This is a genomic window from Bradyrhizobium sp. CB82 (genome assembly GCF_029714405.1).
Taxonomy (GTDB): domain Bacteria; phylum Pseudomonadota; class Alphaproteobacteria; order Rhizobiales; family Xanthobacteraceae; genus Bradyrhizobium.
The window spans coordinates 2,596,906-2,618,257 of record NZ_CP121650.1 but is presented as its reverse complement, the minus strand read 5'-3'; the positions used below and the strand labels follow the sequence as shown (position 1 = coordinate 2,618,257).

At 63.8% G+C, this 21,352-nt stretch carries 20 protein-coding genes and 3 pseudogenes; 6 read left to right on the top strand and 17 right to left on the bottom strand.

Annotated elements, in window-relative coordinates; genetic code table 11:
• The first annotated feature begins 16 nt into the window (after nucleotides 1–16).
• Nucleotides 17–246: pseudogene (locus tag QA640_RS12660) on the top strand (PQ-loop domain-containing transporter).
• Nucleotides 247–249: 3 nt separating this feature from the next.
• Here QA640_RS12660 and QA640_RS12655 read toward each other — a convergent pair.
• Entirely contained in the window at nucleotides 250–1,047 is a 798-nt protein-coding gene (locus QA640_RS12655; protein ID WP_283040955.1) for a class III extradiol ring-cleavage dioxygenase, read from the bottom strand.
• Between the two features lie 264 nt (nucleotides 1,048–1,311).
• Between QA640_RS12655 and QA640_RS12650 the strand changes: the two genes are divergently transcribed.
• Complete coding sequence (locus tag QA640_RS12650) at nucleotides 1,312–1,491, top strand: hypothetical protein (protein ID WP_283040954.1); 180 nt, start codon at nucleotides 1,312–1,314, stop codon at nucleotides 1,489–1,491.
• Between the two features lie 21 nt (nucleotides 1,492–1,512).
• Here the strand turns inward: QA640_RS12650 and QA640_RS12645 are convergent, their stop codons facing one another.
• The gene (locus QA640_RS12645; protein WP_283040953.1) at nucleotides 1,513–3,012 is read right to left on the bottom strand and encodes a carboxylesterase family protein; all 1,500 of its coding nucleotides are present in this window, start codon (nucleotides 3,010–3,012) and stop codon (nucleotides 1,513–1,515) included.
• Nucleotides 3,013–3,130: 118 nt separating this feature from the next.
• On the bottom strand, nucleotides 3,131–3,340 hold the full coding sequence (locus QA640_RS12640; RefSeq protein WP_283040952.1) for a hypothetical protein: 210 nt from the start codon (nucleotides 3,338–3,340) through the stop codon (nucleotides 3,131–3,133).
• A gap of 249 nt (nucleotides 3,341–3,589) precedes the next feature.
• Here QA640_RS12640 and QA640_RS12635 point away from each other — a divergent pair, with 249 nt between their 5' ends.
• The 3 genes from QA640_RS12635 to QA640_RS12625 all read left to right on the top strand — a co-directional run bounded on the left by QA640_RS12635 (nucleotide 3,590) and on the right by QA640_RS12625 (nucleotide 7,208).
• Nucleotides 3,590–6,277 (top strand): alpha/beta hydrolase fold domain-containing protein, encoded by a 2,688-nt coding sequence (locus tag QA640_RS12635; RefSeq protein ID WP_283040951.1) that lies wholly within the window; start codon nucleotides 3,590–3,592, stop codon nucleotides 6,275–6,277.
• Between the two features lie 206 nt (nucleotides 6,278–6,483).
• Complete coding sequence (locus QA640_RS12630) at nucleotides 6,484–6,747, top strand: hypothetical protein (protein WP_283040950.1); 264 nt, start codon at nucleotides 6,484–6,486, stop codon at nucleotides 6,745–6,747.
• 92 nt (nucleotides 6,748–6,839) lie between these two features.
• On the top strand, nucleotides 6,840–7,208 hold the full coding sequence (locus QA640_RS12625; RefSeq protein WP_283040949.1) for a hypothetical protein: 369 nt from the start codon (nucleotides 6,840–6,842) through the stop codon (nucleotides 7,206–7,208).
• Nucleotides 7,209–7,482: 274 nt separating this feature from the next.
• Here QA640_RS12625 and QA640_RS12620 read toward each other — a convergent pair whose 3' ends face one another.
• The 7 genes and pseudogenes from QA640_RS12620 to QA640_RS12590 all read right to left on the bottom strand — a co-directional run bounded on the left by QA640_RS12620 (nucleotide 7,483) and on the right by QA640_RS12590 (nucleotide 13,704).
• Nucleotides 7,483–7,638, bottom strand: coding sequence for a hypothetical protein (locus QA640_RS12620; RefSeq protein WP_283040948.1), 156 nt, complete (start codon nucleotides 7,636–7,638; stop codon nucleotides 7,483–7,485).
• Between the two features lie 117 nt (nucleotides 7,639–7,755).
• On the bottom strand, nucleotides 7,756–8,301 hold the full coding sequence (locus tag QA640_RS12615) for a septal ring lytic transglycosylase RlpA family protein (protein WP_283040947.1): 546 nt from the start codon (nucleotides 8,299–8,301) through the stop codon (nucleotides 7,756–7,758).
• Between the two features lie 164 nt (nucleotides 8,302–8,465).
• Nucleotides 8,466–8,780, bottom strand: a complete 315-nt coding sequence (locus QA640_RS12610) for a hypothetical protein (RefSeq protein ID WP_283040946.1) — start codon at nucleotides 8,778–8,780, stop codon at nucleotides 8,466–8,468.
• A gap of 91 nt (nucleotides 8,781–8,871) precedes the next feature.
• A complete protein-coding gene (locus tag QA640_RS12605) occupies nucleotides 8,872–9,264 on the bottom strand; it encodes a BlaI/MecI/CopY family transcriptional regulator (RefSeq protein WP_283040945.1) in 393 nt (130 codons plus the stop codon).
• A gap of 117 nt (nucleotides 9,265–9,381) precedes the next feature.
• Nucleotides 9,382–10,974, bottom strand: a complete 1,593-nt coding sequence (locus QA640_RS12600) for an NAD-dependent malic enzyme (RefSeq protein ID WP_283042780.1) — start codon at nucleotides 10,972–10,974, stop codon at nucleotides 9,382–9,384.
• A 278-nt stretch (nucleotides 10,975–11,252) separates the two neighbouring features.
• Nucleotides 11,253–11,354: pseudogene (locus QA640_RS12595) on the bottom strand (tripartite tricarboxylate transporter substrate binding protein BugD); the annotation flags it as partial.
• A 16-nt stretch (nucleotides 11,355–11,370) separates the two neighbouring features.
• On the bottom strand, nucleotides 11,371–13,704 hold the full coding sequence (locus tag QA640_RS12590) for a mechanosensitive ion channel domain-containing protein (RefSeq protein ID WP_283040944.1): 2,334 nt from the start codon (nucleotides 13,702–13,704) through the stop codon (nucleotides 11,371–11,373).
• A gap of 210 nt (nucleotides 13,705–13,914) precedes the next feature.
• On the opposite strand from QA640_RS12590, the gene QA640_RS12585 reads away from it, so the two are divergent.
• Nucleotides 13,915–14,076 (top strand): hypothetical protein, encoded by a 162-nt coding sequence (locus QA640_RS12585; protein WP_283040943.1) that lies wholly within the window; start codon nucleotides 13,915–13,917, stop codon nucleotides 14,074–14,076.
• Between the two features lie 577 nt (nucleotides 14,077–14,653).
• Here the strand turns inward: QA640_RS12585 and QA640_RS12580 are convergent.
• The 7 genes and pseudogenes from QA640_RS12580 to QA640_RS12550 all read right to left on the bottom strand — a co-directional run bounded on the left by QA640_RS12580 (nucleotide 14,654) and on the right by QA640_RS12550 (nucleotide 21,310).
• The gene (locus tag QA640_RS12580) at nucleotides 14,654–15,691 is read right to left on the bottom strand and encodes a patatin-like phospholipase family protein (RefSeq protein WP_283040942.1); all 1,038 of its coding nucleotides are present in this window, start codon (nucleotides 15,689–15,691) and stop codon (nucleotides 14,654–14,656) included.
• Entirely contained in the window at nucleotides 15,688–16,614 is a 927-nt protein-coding gene (locus tag QA640_RS12575) for a polyphosphate kinase 2 family protein (RefSeq protein WP_283040941.1), read from the bottom strand. The genes QA640_RS12580 and QA640_RS12575 overlap by 4 nt, the downstream gene beginning before the upstream one ends.
• A pseudogene (locus QA640_RS12570) lies at nucleotides 16,586–17,594 on the bottom strand (branched-chain amino acid ABC transporter permease); the annotation flags it as partial. The pseudogene QA640_RS12570 and the gene QA640_RS12575, both read right to left, overlap by 29 nt.
• Nucleotides 17,591–18,472 carry a branched-chain amino acid ABC transporter permease gene (locus QA640_RS12565; RefSeq protein ID WP_283040939.1) on the bottom strand — a complete coding sequence of 294 codons (882 nt, stop codon included), beginning with the start codon at nucleotides 18,470–18,472 and terminating at the stop codon, nucleotides 17,591–17,593. The pseudogene QA640_RS12570 and the gene QA640_RS12565, both read right to left, overlap by 4 nt.
• Nucleotides 18,473–18,487: 15 nt before the next feature.
• Nucleotides 18,488–19,192, bottom strand: a complete 705-nt coding sequence (locus tag QA640_RS12560) for an ABC transporter ATP-binding protein (protein ID WP_283040938.1) — start codon at nucleotides 19,190–19,192, stop codon at nucleotides 18,488–18,490.
• Between the two features lie 3 nt (nucleotides 19,193–19,195).
• Entirely contained in the window at nucleotides 19,196–19,963 is a 768-nt protein-coding gene (locus QA640_RS12555) for an ABC transporter ATP-binding protein (RefSeq protein WP_283040937.1), read from the bottom strand.
• Nucleotides 19,964–19,987: 24 nt separating this feature from the next.
• The gene (locus QA640_RS12550; protein ID WP_283040936.1) at nucleotides 19,988–21,310 is read right to left on the bottom strand and encodes an ABC transporter substrate-binding protein; all 1,323 of its coding nucleotides are present in this window, start codon (nucleotides 21,308–21,310) and stop codon (nucleotides 19,988–19,990) included.
• Nucleotides 21,311–21,352 lie beyond the last annotated feature (42 nt).

Here is a 21,352-nt window from a genome sequence, read left to right as displayed (position 1 = left end):
GCTATAGAGCGGGCTCATGGAACCGCTCCTCATCAAGCTGCTCGGGTTCGCTGCGGCAACCTGCACGACCCTCGCCTACGCCCCGCAATTCATCAAGGTCTGGAAGACCCGCTCCACCGAATGCTGGGGCTTGCGCTCTGGCTGACCTACGGCCTGCTCTCAGGTGACGCGCCGCTGGTCGCGGCCAACGCGATCACCATGGTGCTGGCGGGCGGCATCCTGCTCATGAAACTGAAATACGGCTAACGATCAGCCGCCGAACTCGTACGATGCCATCGCGACGCTCGCGACCTCGTCGACGAAAAGGCGGTGTCCCGTATCGCCGTCCGCCGCGCCGGCTGCGACCATCAGCGGCAGCAGATGGTCCTCGCGCGGATGTGCAAGGCGCGCTCCCGGCGCGTTCTGCCAGTCGATCAGCATGGTATTGCGCCGCGCAGCGTCTGGCTGGCCGATTGCCTCGTTCAGATAGGCCTCGAACTCGTATGAGACGGACTTGGATTCCGCGCGTCCGAAGCCGCGCATGTTGTGATAGGTGAGACCGCTGCCGATGATCACGACGTCCTCATCGCGCAGCGCGGTCAGCGCCTGCCCCACCTTGATATGCTCGGCGGCATCGTAGGTCGATTTCAGCGACAGCAGCACGATCGGCATATCGGCGTTCGGATACATCAGGCCGAGCGGCACGAAGGTGCCGTGATCAAAGCCCTGGTTGGCGTCCTCGCGGCAATCGACGCCGGCACGACCCAGAAGATCCTTCACGCGCGCGGCCAGGGCCGGTTCGCCCGGCGCGGGATATTTGAGGTGATAGGTATGCTCGGGAAAACCGTAGTAGTCGTAGACCATCGGCGGATGCGCCGAGGTCGAGACCGTGAACTGCTCCGCCTCCCAATGACCGGTGATGACGAGCGCCGCCTTCGGCCGTGACGGCAGCCGTTGGGGTAGCCGGCTGAACTCCTGCGCGGTCTTGGCATATTGCACGCGCCTGTCGTCCATGAACGGCCAGGGTCCACCGCCATGCGACAGGAAGAAGGTCGGAAATCGCGTCATTTGCCTCGGCTCATCTCTCTTGCAACAGGCGCGGCTAAGGCATGATCCGGAAAAGTGTGAAGCGGTTTTCCGAAAAGATCATGCGCAAACAATAACCTAAAGCGCCATGATGATTCATCCCAATCTCATCGCGCTTTAGGCTTACGCGCTTTTCGGCGGCGAGCATAGGGAAACACACGTGGTTAGCAAGTCGTTAACGATTTGCCTTCCAAAATCCGCGCCCGGGTCGAAGCACTCGACCGGTTGGTTTTTGCGGGAAGCAAGATGGCAAAGTTTGCGCTGGGGGATGTCGTCAACAGTGACAAGGGTCGCCGCGGGGTCGTCCGCGCCGTCTACGTGTCGAGGGAAGGCCGGCAGTGCTACGCCGTCGAGAAGGACGGCGCGATGGACTTCCTGGAGGAAGAGAAATTGACCGCCGCGCCCCGCGTCGAACTCGCGGCGTAGGCTTTTGGCTCGTCCCTTCGCTCAACCTTTGGGGCTGCGCCGTTCAAGGCGATCCAGGCGATCCGACCAGGGATCGTCCCCGCTCGAGACCCGATCGTTCGATATCTGAAGCAACCGCTCGCCCTGCGATGTCGCATCCCAACGCGGCAGGCCCGGCCCGTTGGGATCGCCGCTCCTCGCGAAATTGGTCCAGTAGCTGCGCAACTGACCCGCAAGCTCGCGGTCGGCGCGCGTAAACGGGCTCGCGCCCGGCACGCCCTGGGCGCCGAAGATGAACTGCAATTCCCGTCCGTGACCGCCATCGCCGTTCGCTCGCTGGGCTTCGCCTATGTAGGAGAAGCGATAGCGGTAGGTCGGCGCGCCGGTCGCCGCGTGCAGACGCGCGAGGAACCGCGCGGGCTCGGTGAAGACCCGGTCCGTATACAGCCGGGCGGCAAGCTCCGCAGGCTTGCCGGAAATGCCGGGATAGAGCGCCTTCAATCGATCGGCGGATTCACGGGCGAGGCGGAGCTCCTCCTTTAGATCGGGCTCGCCGACAAAACTCGTCTCGTCCTCGTTCGAGCCGATGATCAGCGGAATGGGGCTTTCATGTGCGGCACCGAAGCCGCTCGCGATGTCTTCCGTCACGAGCCGTCCGTCCAGCACCGGGCCGAAGCTGCGCGCGGATTTGGCGAACAGCAGGGTCTCGGCCGCGAGCAGCATTCTCGTATCCGACGCACGCGGATCAGACGTACTCCTGTCGCGCGCGACCAGGGAGAACACGCGTTGGCCAACGCCCTCAGCCTCTTGCAGCGACGCCACGCCTTCACGCGCGGGCAGCGACTGCAAGATCGCCTTGTGAAACAACTCGCGTGCCTGCGGGCAAAGCATCAGAAGGGCAATCGAGGTCGCGCCGGAACCAGAACCGAACAGCGTGACGTTGTTGGGATCTCCGCCGAATGCGGCGGCGTTGTCATGAACCCAGCGCAGCGCCTGGATCTGGTCCATCATGCCGTAATTGGCGCTTGAGCCGTCGGGCGCATTCACGGCGAGCGCGGGATGCGCAAGCCAGCCGAACACGCCGAGACGATAATTCACCGTCACGACGATGATGCCGGCCTGCGCAAGCTTGGCGCCATCGAACAAGGGATCATTCGCTGTGCCCGTGACGAAGCCGCCGTCATGGAAGAAAACCATCACCGGCAGCGGTCCATCGACGCCGAACGGTCGGAAGACGTTCAACGTCAGACAATCCTCGCTCGCATGCGGCATCGCAGGCTGCAGGCACGCCGGACCGAAATCGTAGGCGGTCCGCATCTCCGAGCTTTCGGGAAGCGCCTCCGGCGCGCGCCATCGGAGCAGCCCGAGTGGCGCGGCCGCGTACGCCAGTCCCTTGAAAGAGGACACCTCGCCTTCGACGGCGCCGAGCATCTGGCCTTCATGCGTCAAGGCAAACGGGTATTGCCCGGCCAGCTGGGCCGCAGCCAGGCCGACCTGCCCCAGGACCATCGAAGCCGCAGCGAGCGCCAGCAAGGACCGCATCGGCGAAATCTCAATGCGCGAGAAGCTCGAGGCCAAGTTACGTCGGCAACATGCGGCTCGGCAAGCCCGGCAGTTTGCACACGGCGCGTGATCCAGAGACGTTCCCCACGCTTGCGCGTTAGCCATGCTTGCCCGTCAGCTCCGCGAGCGCGCGGCGCGCGACGATGCCCAGCTCTCCGAGCGTGGAATGCCCGGCTTCTGCCGCCTTGATCAAGCGCTCGGCAATGAACCGGCGGCTGTCGTGATCACCGCCATGCGGCAGTTGGCGGCAGGTTTCCTCCAGCACCACGTCCATGTTCGCCTTGGTTCGCTCGCTCAGCTTCTTCATGGCGTTTCGTGGGAGCCTCGGTCCTTCAAACGTTGAGAGCCTTTTCTCCGAGAGCAACGGCGCGGACTCGGCATCGGCGGAACAACAGCGTGATTGCGTCGAAAAATCAAGCGCTCCCGGCGGTTGCTGCGCCGCGGCGTACGCTGCGCTTCGATTTCCAGCTACCCAAGATTGAACTACGCGCTGATGACAAACCACCGCTGCGGCGATAGCCTGTCGACAAAGCAAAATGCTCGGGAGGATAATCGCATGGCTGAGGCAATGGTTGCAGCACCTGCTTCGGAGGCCATCCGGAAAGCCCAACAAGTAGACGTCGCCGTGGTCGGCGCAGGTTTTGCCGGTCTCTATCTTCTCCACCGCCTGCGCAAGGCGGGCCTGACGACGGTCGCGCTGGAAGAGGCCGACGATGTCGGAGGCACCTGGTACTGGAATCGTTATCCCGGCGCACGTTGTGACATTCAGACCATCGACTACAGCTACACGTTCGATCCGGAGCTCGAGACGGCCTGGACCTGGTCGGAGAAATACGCGACCCAGCCGGAAATCCTGCGCTATCTCGGTTTCGTCGCCGATCGCTACGATCTGCGGCGCGACATCCGCTTCAAGACCAAGGTCACGGAAGCGAAGTGGGACGAGGCCACCGAACGCTGGCAGCTCACGACCAGCAACGGCCCGGTTGTCTCCTGCCGCCACTACATCATGGCGACAGGCTGTCTCTCCGCGCCGAAGCCGCCTGAAATCGACGGCGTCAAGGATTTCAAGGGCGAGGTCTATTTCACTGGGCGCTGGCCGCATGACGGCGTCAATCTCTCCGGCAAGCGCGTCGCCGTGATCGGCACCGGCTCCTCAGGCATCCAGTCGATCCCGATGATCGCCGAGCAGGCTGCTCATTTGACCGTGTTCCAGCGCACGCCGAATTTCGCGCTGCCCGCCCACAACGGTCCCGCGCCGGCGGACCGCCTCGGCCTGCTGCAAGAGAATCGCGCCGCCTATCGCGAGCAGGCGCGCCGGTCGATGGCCGGCGTTCCCTATCCGCAACAGATGGACGTAAGCTGGCAACTGACCGAGGCCGAGCGCCGCGCGCGCTTTGAGAAGGCGTGGGCCGCCGGCGACCTCGTCCACATCCTCAGTCAGCTCTGGGCCGATCAGGCCGTCGATGTCGACGGCAACGGGCTGGTTGCCGACTTGATCCGCGAAAAAATCCGGGAAGCGGTGAAAGACCCCGAGGTCGCCGCAGCCCTGACACCGCACGATCATCCGTTCGGCGCCAAGCGGCCCTGCCTCGATACCAACTATTATGCGACCTATAACCGGCCCAACGTGACGCTGGTGAATCTGCGGCAAGAGCCGATCAAGGCGATCACCGCCAACGGCATCACCACCGACAAGCGCAGCTTCGACGTGGATGCCATCGTGTTCGCGACCGGCTTCGATGCCATGACTGGCGCGATCCGGGCCGTGCATCCGATCACCGGCCGCGGCGGCAAATCGCTGTCCGACGTCTGGGCGGACGGGCCGCAGACCTATCTCGGCCTGACCGTGGCGGGCTTCCCCAACTTCTTCATGATCACGGGACCCGGCAGCCCGTCGGTGCTGTCGAACATGGCGGTATCGATCGAGCAGCACGTCGATTGGGTGGTCGAGCGCCTGGCTGCACTTCGCGACGCCGGCTTCACCACCATCGAGGCGACGGAGACAGCGCAGGCCGGATGGGGACAGCACATGGCCGACTGCTCGATGCTGACGCTGCATCGGCTCGCCAACACCTGGTACACGGGCGCCAATGTTCCCGGCAAGGTGCAGGGCCTGATGCCCTATACCGGCGGCGTTGGCCCCTACCGCAGCATCTGTGACGAGATCGTTGCCCGCGGCATGCTCGGCTTCAGGCTCACCGGGCCAGAGGTCGCTGCGCAGTGCAATGACGGCGAGGTCGTGCGCCTACAGCCGGACGTGCGCATCGTGCTGGGTATGCTGGCGCAGCTGAACCTGCCGCCGATCGAATCGATGGGCGCGCTGGGTGCGCGCGCCTTCGTCAACGACTTCAACAAGGCCCGCCCCGCAGGCCGGCCGGTCGGCGAGGTCGTCGATGGCACGCTCGATGGCGCTGACGGTCTGCTGCCTTATCGCCTCTATCGGCCGGCGACGCCGGGGCCGCACCCGATCGTGGTCTATTTCCACGGCGGCGGGTGGGTGCTCGGCGACGAGCAGTCCGACGACCCGTTCTGCCGCGACATGTGCCGGCGCACGGGCATGATCTTCGTCAGCGTCGGCTATCGGCATGCGCCGGAGCACCGCTTCCCGGCGGCCGCCGAGGACGGCTATGCGGCGACGCGCTGGGTCGCGGCCCATGCGGCCGAGCTCGGCGGCACGCCCGGCCCGGTGCTGGTCGCGGGTTGGAGTGCCGGCGGCAATATCGCGGCCGTCACCTGCCAGCTCGCGCGCGATCGTGGAGGCCCGCAGATCTCCGGCCAGCTTCTGGTGTGCCCGGTGACCGACTGCACGTTCGACCGTCCGTCCTATGAGCAAAATGCGGTCGGCTACTTCCTGACGCGCTCGCTGATGTACTGGTTCTGGGACATCTACTGCTCGCCGGCCGAGCGCACCGATCCGCGCGTCTCGCCGCTGCGCGGCGAGGTCGCCGGCCTGCCGCCGGCGTTCGTGGTGACTTGCGAGTTCGATCCTTTGCGCGACGAAGGCATCGCCTATGCGGACGCGCTCGCAGCTGCGGGCGTTCCGGTCGAGCAGTTGCAGGCGCGCGGCCATTTCCATTCGTCCTTCACCATGGTCGACGTGGTCGTCACGGGCGTCAGTGGAAGGGTGCAGATGGCGGACACCTTGCGCCGCTTCGCCGGCCTTCCGCCCGAGGCACGGCGTAGCGATGACGCGAGCCGCGGTCACGCGCCGCCCGCGCACAAGATCGCGGCCGCCGCGAGCTGACTGCCGGTGGCTCCTGGTAACGTGAGCTGTGGGCCTTCACCGGTCAGGATCCGCGGATGTGGTCAAAAATGGCTTCGTCGACGGGGAACGAATCTTAGGCGCCAGCGTTGTGACGGCGTGGCATTGAGATGCAGCGATAGGTGTGGGCCCCGGCACGCGACCATGCGTGCTGGGGTTCTTTTTGCGTGAGCGCGCAGCAGGGGCAGATGTCTTCAGAATCCAAAGTGAACTTCGGCGCAGCCGCGTGCTTGCGCAAATGGCCCTCGCTCGGAAACCAACGGCGCGAGGACCGGGAGACCTACCTCGTGCTCGAAGACACGCTGGACCGATGCATCACGGCCTTCATGGAGAAGCCGCAGGCAACCAGGCACCTCTATCAAATCCATACGTCGCCACAACCGCCACTGGTGACGCAGATTCTCTCGCCCGATCACATCGCCGAGCTGTCCCGGCTGCGCGAATTTCTCTAGGTGCCGCACGACGACGAACGAACATCGCGAGGAACAATTTTCTGCGTTTTCCCGTTGATGGTGATGCGAAGCGAAGGCGTGAGTTGCCCACGATGCTCGAAGCCGTCCCGTCATCCCTCGATGTGCCCTATGGCGCGGATCAGACACTGTTCGTCGTGATCGACCAGATTGGCGGCGCCAGGGAAATCCGCATCGAGCGTGCGGATCTCGACCAGGCGATCGGCGAGTTCATCGCCGGCTGCTTCAGCGATCCCGTACGGGTCATTTCGTTCAACACGCTCGAGCACTGGGTCAAGGACATCTCGGCCGACGTCGCTCTTGAAATTCAATCCCGCTGCGACATCGAGGGCACCGACCTGCCCGACCATCTCCGGGACTTCGTCGAGCGCCACATCTGCGCGAGCTCCTGCAGCTCACCCGGCCTGCACGCGGCACTTCGCGCGCAGCTTGCGGCACGCTAAAGCGCGATGCGTTAGATCGCTCGCCAAATGTTCGGCAACACCGACATGAAAAAAGCGCCGCATCGCGGCGCTTTTTCCGTCGGCACCCTCAATGGTGCCAGAACAACGCTAACAGCAGGATGATCGGCAGGGGAACGCCGAGCAGCCAAAGCAATGCACCTCTTCCAAATCCCATGATTCTCTCCTCCTCTTCATCACGGACATGACGCCGGACGCAAAGAGAAGTTCCTGGCCAGATGGCATGGCCGAATGCAGGAAAACAGTATCGGGATGATCAAGCCTGCCGGCGCTTGCCGACGATCGCCTCGATCTCGCGGCGACGATCGCCTGCGAAGGACAACAATTTCTCGACCGTGCGCGTATCCGTGATCCGTTTCGCCAGCCGCTCGGCACGCGCAGCCTGGTCCTCAAGATACTGGATCGTGTTCACGCGCCCTCCCCGAACCGTCGAGATTGTGTGCCGCCATGGTGCTTAAGCGACACTAACAGCCGGTTAAGCTCGCTATGCGGATGCGATCACGCAGTTCTGGTCTCCGGCGACGGGCGCCTACTGCATCACGTCGAGCTTCACGTTGGCGACGCCCTTGTTGATCATGCCGAGCGCCTCCGCGGCCGAATAGGAGACGTCGACGACGCGCCCGCGGACATAGGGTCCGCGGTCGTTGACGCGGACCGTCACCGAGCGGCCGGTGGAGACGTTGGTCACGCGCAGGCGCGTGCCGAACGGCAGTGTAGGATGGGCGGCGGTGAGTTCGCGCTTGTCGAACTTCTCCCCGCTCGCGGTCTCCTGATCATCCGAGTAGAAGCTTGCGACGCCCTGCGAGGCCGTGTGTGTCTCGACCGCCCGCACCGGCGAACGGTGCCGCGGCCGCGCGTACACGCCGGCGAGCTTTCGCGGCTCGCGATGGCGCTCGGCCACCGCCTGCCTGCTTGCGGTCGCAAACTCGGATTTCTGCCGCGCCACCGGCGATTGCGCACAGGCTGCGAGCGATGCGGCACCGATAACGGCGAGGACAAGGCGGGCGGCCTGCCCGCGGGAACCTCGGCTTGCGCCGATCTGGTGAACGGTTCTGGCACATTCGAAGCGAGACATGATTACGCGCCTCCGACCGGCCCCTAGTCCGTCGGTCAATGGAGGCAGAACCTTGTCAGAAAAGGAGCCGCCCGGAGGCCGGTGCAGTTTCGCCCGCGCTGTTGCGATTCAATCACAGTGGCTGCCTGCCCCGAATCGGGACATGGCGTGCGATCGCGCCGACGTCAGCCAGGCGATTCCGGCCGGAACAGCGCGTGCGCCTCGCGCCGCACCTCGCGTACGGCGTTCTCCGTGAAGAGCCGCGCGATCTCACGCCAGTAAAGCTTGCGCCATCGCCGTTGTGGTCGATCCGGACCGCCGATGTCGCCGCTGACGCGCACTCCACTCGGGCGCCGCCCATCGGCTTGGCAGCCCGGCCAGAGATCATCTGGTGCTGCCACCGGCAGCGGCAGACGGGTGATGGTGAGCGTCGGCCAGTGCATCACCAACGGCATCGCGAGCGAGGCCAGCAGCACGACCACCCAAGCGGTCACGTGCACGTGTGGATTGCGCACGCGAAAGAGATAAAGACCAACAGACGACGCCTCCCAGTACAAAAGGAGCGCAGCGCCGCCTCCGCCAGAGTTGCGATCATTCTTTCTTCACTCCCCTCACCTTTTTCGCCTTGGCCACCTGGTCGGCCAGCGTGCGCAACTGCTGCTGATCGAGCATCGCATTATCGACCATGCCGACCAGCACCTCCTCGATCGAGCCGTTGCAGAACCCGTCGACGATGCGCTGGACGGCCTTGGCCGCGACGCGCGCGCGGGGCTCGACCTCTTGGTAGACATAGGTGCGTCCGTCCACAGTGTGCCGCGCGTAACCTTTTTCCTCCAGCCGGCGCAGGACGGTGCGGACCGTCGACTCCTTGAGACGACGCGGCAGCCGCTCTCGCACGGCCTCGGCCGTTACCGGCCCGTGAGCCCAGACCAACTGCATGACCTCGCGCTCGAGGTCGCCCAGTTCGGGCAAACGATCGTCCATTGTGTCTGACCTTGAGAATTTCTTGTAACGCTACAGATCGTCGCATATACGATCGGGCTGAGCAATGGCAATGGTGCCGTGGCGCTAACGATCCGGTCGCGGGGACGGGCGGCACCGTCAGTAATGCGGCTCGTACATTTGCGATCGGACGAGGCCCATCACGTCATTGGGCGTGGGCCCTTCCGCAAGGCCGCGCTGATAGGCGACCTGCGCGACGGCGGCCGCGATCCGGGCGGAGACCTCGCGGATGCGTGGCAGCGCCGGATAGAGGCTGCCCTGGTCGAGATCGTCCTTGCCGACACAATCGGCGAGCGAGTGCGCAGCAGCCATGAACATCTCGTCGGTCACCAGGCGCGACCGGCTGGCGATCACGCCCAGGCCGACACCCGGGAAGATGTAGGAGTTGTTGCCCTGGCGCGGGACGAAAGTCCTGCCGCCCAGCGTCACCGGATCATAGGGACTGCCGCAGGCGAACAGCGCGCGGCCCTCGGTGTAGCGGTAGGCGTCCTCGGCGGAGCACTCCGCCTTCGAGGTCGGGTTGGAGAGCGCGAACACGATCGGATGCGCGTTGAGCCTCGCCATCGCCTTGAGTACGTCTGGCGTGAACGCACCGCCGACCGCCGCCACGCCGATGATCGCGGTCGGTTTCAGCGTTTCGATTGCGGAAAGGAAGTTGGCAATCTGCTCATGGTCGTGGGCGTAGCGCAGCTTGTGACCGGACAGGCCGGCGCGACCCTTGACGACGAGACCGCGGGAATCGACCAGCCAGTTGCGCCCGAGCGCTTCGGCTTCGGACGTGCCCTCGGCCATCATCGCCGAGACCACGAGATCGGCGATGCCGGTCGCCGCCTCGCCCGCGCCCAGAAACAGGATGCGTTGATCCCTGAGTTTGCCGCCGCTGACGCGCAGCGCCGAGAATAGGCCGGCAAGCGCCACCGCCGCCGTGCCCTGGATGTCGTCGTTGAAGACGCAGGCCTCGTCCCGGTATTTGTGCAGAAGCTTGAACGCCGAATGGTTGGCAAAATCCTCGAACTGGATCAGCACGCCCGGAAACGTCTTGCGCGCGGCCTGCATGAACTCGTCGACGAGACTGTCATAGGCTTCGCCCGTGAGGCGGCGTTCGCGCAAACCGAGATAATAGGCATCGCCCAACAGCTCCTCATTGTTGGTACCGACGTCGAGCAGGATCGGCAGGCACTGCTCCGGATGCACGCCGGCACAGGCCGAATAGAGCGAGAGCTTGCCGACCGGGATGCCCATGCCGTTGGCGCCGAGGTCGCCGAGCCCGAGGATCCGCTCGCCATCGGTCACCACGATCAGCTTCGCCGGATAGGGCCAGTTCTCCAGCAGTTCGGCAATCTTGCCGCGGTCGCGCGAGGAGATGAACATGCCGCGCGGACGCTGGAAGATCAGACCGTATTTCTGGCAGGCGAGCCCGACCGTCGGCGTGTAGATCAGCGGCTGGATCTCATCGATATTGTCGCAGACGACGCGAAAGAACAGCGCCTCGTTGCGATCATGCAACGCATTCAACGCAACGTACTTCTCGAGGTCGCTCGGAAGATTGCGTAAGTTGATCAGGACGCGCTCCGCCTGGTCCTGCATCGTCAGCACGCAAGGCGGCAAGAGGCCACGCAGGCCGAGCGCGTCACGCTCCTGTTCGGTGAAAGCGGTGCCCTTGTTGAGCAAGGGATCGCGGAGCAGCGTCATGCCACGCGGCGAGCTGGAAGGCGTTGAGTGGGCGCTGACGCGGTCAGGTCTATTCACGAATTCCCCCAAGAGTTTCTTATGTAAGAACGAACATTGTCGGCCACCCTTCGAGTGAGATCAAGGACGTTGCAGGTCCAGACCTGATTGTGATCTCGCACCGCAGCGACGCGCACGCGTGAGGAAGAATGATGCAGACCGCCGCTGGATCGCGCCGGCCGCAACATTTAACGCCGCGCACGCCGGCGACATGCGCGCCGGCGCCGGGCGCCGACCACGTTCGTTGCGTGAAGATCGGCCGCCATCCGCTCTGAGAGAATCCGCGCCGGCGTGTCGGTCGGCTCCGCCGCGAACGGCACCCCGAGCGTGATGGGCCGCGACGGGAGGCAAGCAGGAAAATCAGCCGGTCACCCGCCGTAAGGTCAGGTTCGAGGCCGCATCGACCGGCGCGGCAATCTGCATCAGGATGGTTTGGGTGGACGAGGCAATCTCGATTCCGTTTTCCTGGAAGCGTAGCTTCATGCGGCGATTGAACTCGCGTTGAACCGGCCAACGGCCGCTGTCGGTGCAACGGATCTGGCCGACGATCGACACCATCGAACCATCCACCTTATCGATGCCCCAGAGCTCGAGATCGCCGCGGATCGCGGCGCGGAATTCCGGCTCCCGCCGCATTTCATCGACGATGTCCTTGAGGATCTGTCCGGCGCGATCGGTATCCTCCTTATAGGCGACATTGACGCTGACGGATGCATTTCCAGCGCCGCGGCTCGAATTTGTGATGGTGGTCACCGCGCTGAACGGCACGATGTGCAGCGATCCGTCTCCGGCGCGCAGGCGAAGAGTGCGGATCGAGACGTTCTCGACCACGCCCGTCAATCCGGACACACTGACGGTATCGCCGACCTGGACCGTGTTCTCCAGGAGAAGAAACAGGCCGGTGATGAGATCCTGCACCAGCTTTTGCGAGCCGAAGCCGATGGCGATACCGACGATGCCGGCCCCCGCCAGGAGAGGAGCGACATTGACGCCGATCTCGCTGAGCGCTGTGAGACCGACGACCGTCGCAATCAGGCAGAGCAACGCCGTCCGCAGCATCGGTTGAAACGTGCGCAGACGCGCCGCACGGGCATAATGGCCGTCGCGCGACAGGACATTGATCTGCCGATCCATCAACGCGTTGCTGGCCTCCCAGATCGCCGCCGCGATTCCCGCGGCAATGCCGATGGTCGCGACCGCGGACAGCAGCCTGCTGCCGATCTGACCGCCATAGAACCAGACAATGGCATCCACGCCCCAGACCTCCAGCGCGGCCACGAAGCCGATAAAGGCGATGATGCCCGAGACGATCTTGCGCAGTAGGGGCAGATAGCGGTTGGCGCGGATCTCCAGGCCCGGAAAGCGCTGGAGGATCTCCGGATTGATGCGGAAGCCGCGGTCGATCAGGCTCAGCGTCACCATGATTGCGACGCGCGTGATCAGCGCAACCGCGATGGTGCCGACGAAATACTGGAGCAGCAGCGAATAGCCGTTGTGGATGTTGAGCGCCCAGACCGCCCACAAGGCCAGATCGAGTGCAATCGCAAGATAGTGCCAGATGCCGGCAACGCGATTGCGCACCCTTGCCGCAAGACCTTGCCGGCCGGCCGGCGCGCGAATGGCGTCAGTGACCTGGCGGCGGCATTGCAGGATGATGACCACGATGAAGAGATGCACGATCAGCAGGACCATGCGCAGCAAGGCCGCATAGCCGGCCCGATGCAGGCCGAGCAGCAGCGCCACATTGGCAAGGGCGATGCCGGACACGCCGACGCCGACGATGCGCCGCGCCCAGATCTCGATATAGGCCGCGGTCTCGGCGCGAACCGGAAAGAGGCCGAAAGGTCCGGCGAGCGCCCGGATCAGACAGATGAATCCGCGCGAGAATGCGTAGGCATTGACGACGGCGAGGATGACCAGGCGGACGGTTGCCGGCTCGCCGATCTCGGTGCCCAGCAACGTCGTTGCGATGCCGACAAAGACGAACACCGGAAGCAATTCGATCGTGAGGCGGCAGAGCACGAAGGGCAAACGGAGCAGGAGCTGCCAGGCCCGAGCCAGACTGGCACGGCGGCGATGCAGCTCAGGCTCGGCGGCCACGGACAACGGCGGTTCGATGATCGGAGACGCCTGCGTGGGCACGCGCAGAGGCTGCGGCACGCGCGCCTCTAGGAATGCGACCGGACGCCTGATCAGGCGGAAAATCAGCCACTCGGCCCAGAAGGCGCAACCGAACACCAGCGCCAGTTTCCACGCAATCTCGATCAACAGATCGTAGGCGGCGGGATCGTTCGCCGTCCGCACGATCCAGTAGTAGAACGTCGGAAAATGCGTGAGCGTCCGCGCCACGTCGGCGACCTGACGCGAGATCTCGCCGATCTCTTCGGAGACCGTCAGCAGAAGCTGCGCGCCGAGGCCGTCGGCCGACAGCGAAGCCGCCGGCTTCTGCTGGGGCGCGGGTGTCGTGGCCTGCGGCTGATCCGGCACACTGGCGATTGCGCGCAGCGTATCGATCATCCGCGCACGCTTCTGATCGTCCTGCAGCGTGTCCAGCGCGCGCCGGGCCTGCTCTGGGGAGAGCGTCGCAGCACTGCCGGTCGCAGGTGGCGCCGGTTCGGCGCGTGCACCGGGACAAGCTGAGATCGCGAGGAAGACGCAGGCAGCGAGAAGCGCCGAAGACAGCCTTTGCGACACGAAGAGTCCCCAGAAATAGCTAAGGCGGTGTCAGAACCGGCACCGCCTTGTGTACGAGTCATGTCGGATCATCGCTATTCGCCCCGATCCTGTGTCGGAAGTTTGCCATCGCGGCGACTTTCTCTTGGCATTTGTTGCGACGCATGAATCGGGAACTGCGGCGCAGCCAATGCCGCAAGTCAGATAGCGGCGGCAACAGGGGGCAATATCATGAGATCACGGCGCCGGTACGTGCTCTCGGCGGCGGCCACCATGCTCGGGGCTTGGCCTGTTGCTGCGCAAAGCGGCACGAGCTTCGGCTATCGCAGCTTCACCGTCGACACCTCTGCGAACCGGAATCTTCCCGATCACTCGGCGATTGATGAGCGCTGAAGCGTCAGATCGACGTGTCGCCGACGCCGGTGGCAGACTCCGGACCCGCCAGCGCATGCATGACCACGCCCGGCAGGACCAACTCCATCCGCCCGACACCTATGTGCTGACAAACGTGCAGAAGTTCTTTGCGATGATGGATGGGCAAGACCCAAAAATACAGCGCCGGGAAGGTAAGGGGCCATGCCTCACTGATGCGGCCCGCTTAACCTTGACCCGGCGTGCCGTTCGCGGTTTTTGCCGCTATGCGATAGTCCGAACGAGCTCCATCGCACTTAACGCGGCTGGATCTGCGGAGGTGGTGTCATAGACCTCCCCTTGCTCATGATATGAACGTTATGCATGTGTCGCGCTGGGCGACGAATTTCATGCTCCTCCCGTGCCATAAAACTGTCAAGCAGTAAGGGTGGCGGAGCGAGCAAATGTGAAGCGCCCGCGCACATGTTCCCATCGGAATAAATTGGTTCCGCCGGCGTTTGTGTCGACGGCGAACTACGAGACCGGCCTCGCCGCCAACGTCGAGCGTTTCTGCTCCTGGTGGGGCCGCGGCTATTGACCGGAGTAACTTCTCGAGGGCTCAGAGAAACATCTCGGTCAGGTCGGCCGTCGAAGTATTGCCGATCTGGTCAAAGTGCCTGTCGAGCCAGCTTCGCGCCGCCTCGCGGCCCTCGTCGCGCAACCGGCACAACAGGCTCCATTCCGGGTGGAATTGCGTAGCAGTCCCGAGCTGCGACATCAACTGATCGTTGCCGATCCAGTGCATGTACATGCGGCTGTGCGTCTCCTTATCGAGCTCGCCATTGTCGATCAGCCGCGTCGCGAAGGCGATCGCGCGCATCTCGCGCATCAATGATGAATTGAAGCTGATCTCGTTGATGCGGTGGAGCACGTCGGCCGCGCTCGCCGGCAGCTCGTCGCGCCGGATCGCAGTCACCTGCACGATGATGACGTCGTGGCTGCCCTTGCGATAGATCAGAGGAAAGATCGCGGGATTGCCGAGATAACCGCCGTCCCAATAGTGCTCGCCGTCGATTTCGACCGCCTGGAAATAGGGCGGCAGGCAGGCCGAGGCGAGCACGGCGTCCGCACTCAGCAGCGGCGTCTGGAACACCTTGATCTTGCCGGTCCGGACGTTGGTGGCGTTGAGGAAGAGCTGCGGGGCCTCCGCTGATGAGTTCAGCCGGTCGAAGTCGACGACGCGTTGCAGGAGCGCGCGCAGCGGATTGAAATGAAAGGGATTGAGCAGGTTCGGCGGCACCGTGTGGGTCAAGGTGTGGATGAAGGCGTGAACCGGATGGTATTCCGGCGGCAGCTTGAGCGCCTGGATCCACTGGTTGAGGGGCGAAAAGAAGTCGTACACCATGTCCATGCGCGAGACCTCGTACCAGAACTGACGGAGGTTCTCCCGCGCGCCATCGGCGCCGCCGATCGCCATGCCCGAGGCCATCGCCACCGCATTCATCGCGCCGGCGCTGGTCGCGCTGATTGCTTCGATGGCGAGCCTTCCGTCCTCCAGCACGAAGTCGAGCACGCCCCACACAAACGCGCCGTGCGCCCCGCCGCCCTGCAGCGCGAAGTTGACGTTCTTCACATTCTTGCTGCCGTTGCCCCTCACCTTCGCCTGCTGCCTCCCTTGGCTTCACGCTCCAGAGCTTCCCGCACCGCCTCGAACTCACGCAGGGAGGCCCTGTCGGCACGGGGAAATCGCAGATCGAGCCGCTCGAGCGCGGCGACGATGACGGACCCGATGACGACGCGCGCGAACCATTTGTGATCGGCGGGCACGACATACCAGGGTGCATGGGTTGTCGCGGTGTGCCGGACGATGTCCTGATACACTGCCTGGTAGCGCGGCCACAGCGCACGCTCCTTGATGTCGTCCATCGAGAATTTCCACTGCTTGGAGCGATCCTCCAGCCGATCGAGGAAGCGCTGGCGCTGCTCTTCCCGGGACAGGTTGAGGAAGAATTTCAGGACCACGGTGCCGTTGCGCGCGAGGTAGCGCTCGAAGGCGGAAATGTCCTCGAAGCGCTCGCGCCAGATGCTCTTGGTGAGGAGGCGCGGCGGCAGCTTCTCCTTGGCGAGAATCTCCGGATGCACGCGGGTCACCAGGCATTCCTCGTAATGGGACCGGTTGAAAATGCCGATATGGCCTCGCTCCGGCAGTGCGACCACGTGGCGCCAGAGAAAATCATGGTCGAGTTCGTGGCTGGTCGGCTGCTTGAACGCGGTGACCTCGCAGCCCTGCGGATTGATGCCCTCGAACAATGCCTTGATCGCGCTGTCCTTGCCGGCGGCATCCATGCCCTGGAAAATGATCAGCACCGACCAGCGGTCCTGCGCATAAAGCTTCTCCTGGAAGTCCGCGAGATGCTTCTTGTTGGCCTCGAGGATCTCCTGCCCCTCGTCCTTGTCGAGGCCGCCCTTCTCGTTCGTCTTGTGCTCCTTCAGGTGAAACTTGCCCGAACCATCGTAACGGAAGGGCGTGATGAACCGGGCGAGCTCTGCGGCGGGCGCTTTTGAGGGTTTGTTGTTCATGAGCTCGGAGATGGTTTGCGTAGCGGCTTCAATCGTTCGAGCAGGCTACCAAGAATGCCCCTGGGGAGGAATATGATGAAGAGGACGAGCAGCACGCCATAGACGAGGTTGTCCCAGCCTACGGCCTTGGTTCCAAATCCGATGCGCAAGCTTTCGGCGAGCAGGATGGTGATGATGGCGCCGACCGTCGGCCCAAGGGAGACGAACAGGCCGCCGACGATGGCTGCGAACACCATCTGGAGCGACACGGCGATGCCGCTCACGGTGTCGGGGGTGATGAACATCTGGTACTGGCAGTAGATCGCGCCGGCTAGCGCCGTCATCAGGGCGCTGGTCAACGTGATCTTCAGCTTCTCCGCGGTGACGTCGACGCCGGCGGCGGCCGCAGCGTCCTCATCCTCCGAGATCGCCTCCAGCGCGTAGCGGCTCATGCTCCGATCGATCCAGTGCCAGACCACCAGTCCTGCGAACCAGACCGCAAGCGCGACAAGATACCAGGTCGTCTTGTCATCAAACTGGAGCGCCCAAAGCCTGTTGCCCGTCGCGCGGTTGGGCGTATAGCCGAGCGAGCCGCCGGTCCAGTCGCGCGTGGCGGTAATGACCTGGAGCACGATGCCTGACAGCGCCAGGGTCACCAGAACGAAATAGTGCCCGGTGATCCGAAAGCGGAAACAGGGGTAGCCGACGACAAGCGCCAGCGCACCGGCCGCAACCATGCTGATGGGGATGCCGATCCAGGGCGACAAACCCAAATGGTTCCACAACAGCGCCGTGACATAGGCGCCGATCCCCATGAAGCCGCCATGGCCGAGCGACACCAGGCCGAACCGCCCCATCATCGACCATGATGTGTAGGCGAACGACCAGATCAGGATCAGCACCAGGATATGCAGGTGATAGGGATCGCGATAGACGAACGGTAGCACGACGAGTGCTGCAAGCCCGACTGTCCATGCAGCAAGCCGCGCCCTCCTCGTCATCGCCGCCTCGCTAGCAGGCCGGCGGGCCGGATGAACATCATGACGATGAAGAAGGCGAACGCCAGCACGTAGCCCCATTCGAGGTCTGAGAACAGGCCGCCGAGCGAGATGATCTCGGCGAAGACGAAGGAGGCGATGAAGCCGCCGATGAAATTACCGAGGCCGCCGAGCACGCAGATCAGGAAGGTGATCGGCCCGAATGACAGGCCGACGAAAGGATGCACGTCATATTGCAGCACCAGGAGGCAGGCGGCGAGGCCAGCGAGCGCGCCGCCAAGCGCGGAGGTGATGATGTAGATCCTCTTCGTATCGACGCCCATCAGCGCCATGATCTGGCGGTCCTGGGAGATGGCGCGGATCGCCGTGCCGGTGAAGGTACGCGTCATGAACAGATAGACGGCGACCATGCCGACCAGCGCCGCGATGAAGGACAACAGCCGGGCATAGCTGAAATTCATGTCGCCGAGGGTGAGTACGGGCAGGCGGATGCCGAGATTGCGGAAATCGATGCCGAAGGCGACGGTGGCAAAGCTCTGGAGCACGAACAGCACGCCGCCGGTTGCGAGCAACTGGTTGATCGGCGGCGCGGTCAGCAGCGGCGCGATTACGAGATAGTGCAGCGCCGCACCAAGCAGCGCGACCAGCAGGATGGTGAATGGCGCGGCAATGAAGTAGCTGATGCCGTAGTACTGCACCATGAAATACATGGCGTACATGCCGATCATCACGAGCTCGGCATAGCAGATCCAGGTCACGTCGATGACGCCGAAGATCAGATTCAGTCCGAGCGCAAGCAGCGCCAGCACGCCACCGAGCAGAATGCCGTTGATCACGGCCTCCAGCAGATAGATGTCGAAGATGTCTAGAAATGCCTGCATGCGCCCGTCCGCCCCTCACACCCCGAGATAAGCTTCCTTGACCGTGTCGCTCGCCAGCATCTCGGCCGAACTGCCTGAGCTGCGGATCGTGCCGGCCTCGATCAGATAAGCGCGGTCGACCACGCGCAGCACCTGCTGCACGTTCTGCTCGACGATCAGAACCGTCAGCCCACTCGCGCGAATCCGCTTCACGAGCTCGAACACCTGCTGCACGACCACCGGGGCGAGGCCCGCGGAGGGCTCGTCAAGCAGCAGAAGTTTTGGATCGGACATCAACGCGCGCCCGATCGCACACATCTGCTGCTCGCCGCCCGACATGGTGCCCGCCATCTGGTGGCGGCGCTCCTTCAGGCGCGGAAACAGCTCGAAGACGATCCCGAGCCGCTCGGCATATTTGTGGCGCGCCTCCTTCGTGAAGGCGCCCATCTTGAGATTGTCATCGACCGAAAGTTGCGGAAACAGCCGCCGGTTCTCGGGCACATGCGCGATTCCGAGACTGACGATGCGGTGTGCCGGCGTCGTCAGGACATCGACGCTTTCCATTTTGATCGATCCGCGCGCCGGACGGATAAGGCCCGAGATCACACGCATCAGCGTGGTCTTGCCGGCGCCGTTCGGGCCGATCACGCCGACCGCCTCGCCGGCCTTGACCTCGAGATTGACGCCGAACAGCGCCTGAAAGCTGCCGTAGCCGGCATCGACGGATCGAAGCTCCAGCATGACCTACCCTCCGGCGCGGCGGCGCGCTTCCGCCGCCGCGGCTTGCGTGGTCTCGGCGTCGGTCCCGAGATAGACCTCGATCACCCGTACGTCGCTGGCGACAGCGCTCGGCAGCCCCTCCGAAATCTTCTCGCCGTGATCGAGCACCATCACGCGGTCGACCACGCGCATCAACACGCCCATGATATGCTCGACCCAGATGATGGTGACGCCGAGATCGTCGCGGATCTTTCGCAGCATGTCGGCAGCCTGATCCATCTCGGCTTCATCAAGGCCGCCGAGGCTTTCATCGGCAAGCAGCAGCTTTGGTCCCGTGGCAAGCGCCTTTGCCAGTTCGAGCTTCTTGAGCCCTGCGGCACCAAGGCCATCGACGCTCGCATGCCGATCGGTCGGCAGACCAACCATGGCGAGCGCGCGCTCGGCTGCCTGCTCGGCCTCAGCGCGGCTGTGGCGACCTTGTCCGTAGTAGCCGGCGAGCGCGACGTTCTCGAAGATCGTCAGGCGGCGAAACGGCCGCGGGATCTGGAAGGTGCGGCCGATGCCGCGATTGATGATCCGATGCGGCGCGAGCCCCGCGATCTCGGCCCCTGCGAACACGATCGAGCCCGCGGTTGGGGTAAGCGTGCCCGAGAGCATGTTGAAGATGGTGCTTTTGCCCGAGCCGTTGGGGCCGATCAGGCCGAGGATCTCGCCCTGATCGACCTTGAAGGAGACGTTGTTGACGGCCGTGAAGCCGCCAAAACGTTTCACCAGCCCGCGAACTTCCAGCACCGCATCCCTCCCCCGCGTCTCGCGCTACTGGTGGCTGTAGGTGGAGCCCTTCGGCAGCGGCAGCACGGCCTCGCGCTGCGCCTGGCTCTTCGGCCACACCACATAGGATTTGTCGTCGAGATACTGGATCACGACAGGGAACGATCGCTCGTTCTGGCCCGCCATCGGCGTGCCCTCGCCATAGAACTTCACGCCGAAGCCGAGCATGGTGCCGCCTTCGGGTATGTCGGTATCCAGCGCCGCCTTGCGCAACGCATCGGGATCGATGCCGCCATACTTTTTGATCGCGCGCGGCAGAACGTCCGCCATGAAGACGTAGGTGTTGGAGGCGCCGATCCCGACATGGGCGGAACGGATGGCGACGCCCGGCTTGACCTTGTCGAACTCCTCGCCGACCATCTTGATCACGGGCGCAAGCTTCGGATCCATGGTCTTCTGATTGGCGAGCCAGATCGAGATCGGATCGGTGTTGAAGATGTAGTTGGCGTCGGCGCCCATGCCCTCCTTCAGCTTCTCATAGACGCCGTAGCCGGCACCATGGCCCATCAGCGCGGCGAACTTCAGGCCCTGCTCTCGCGCCTGGCGAAGCAGGAGCGTGATGTCGGGATTGTAGCCGGTGTGGAAAATCACGTCGGGCTTGGCGCGCTTGAGCTTCGTGACCAGCGCGGAAAGGTCGGGCGCAGTTGCGGAGTAACCCTCCTTCAGCACGACGTTGAAGCCGGCCTTCCGGGCGCCGGCCTCGTTGCCCTTGGCGACGTCCACGCCGTAGGCGCCGTCCTCGTGGATGATGGCGACGCGAAGATCCTTCGGCTCCTTGCCGAGCTTCTCCTTCGAATTCTGCGCGATGAAGTCCATCGTCATCATGCCGAACTGGTCGCCACTTGCCTGCGGGCGAAACACGTATTTGTAGTTCTTGTCGGCGAACACGGCGGACGAGATGCAGGTCGTCATCCACATGAACTTCTTCAGCTGTTCGACGCGGGCCGCGACCGGCACGCATTGCGCAGAGGAGAAGAAGCCGAGCACCATGTCCACCTTTTCCTGCTCGAGCAGGCGGACGGATTCGTTGATGGCGACGTCGGGCTTGCTCTGCGCGTCGGCGTAGACGGCCTCGATCTTGTAGCCCTCGACGCCGGTCTTTGCGAACTGGTCGAGAATGATCTTGGTGCCGATATATTCGAGCTCGGACCCGCCGCCGGCGAGCGGGCCGGTCAGGTCAAAAATCACGCCGATCTTGATCTTCTTATCCTGAGCCTGGGCAGGCGCCGCCAGACCCGTCGCCGCGATCGCGACCATCAGCCCATGTACCAAGTGACGTACCAAACGGGCAGTCATGCGCATGCGCATCAAAACCTCCCTGGAGGATTGTGCATTGCAGTCTTCTTGCTT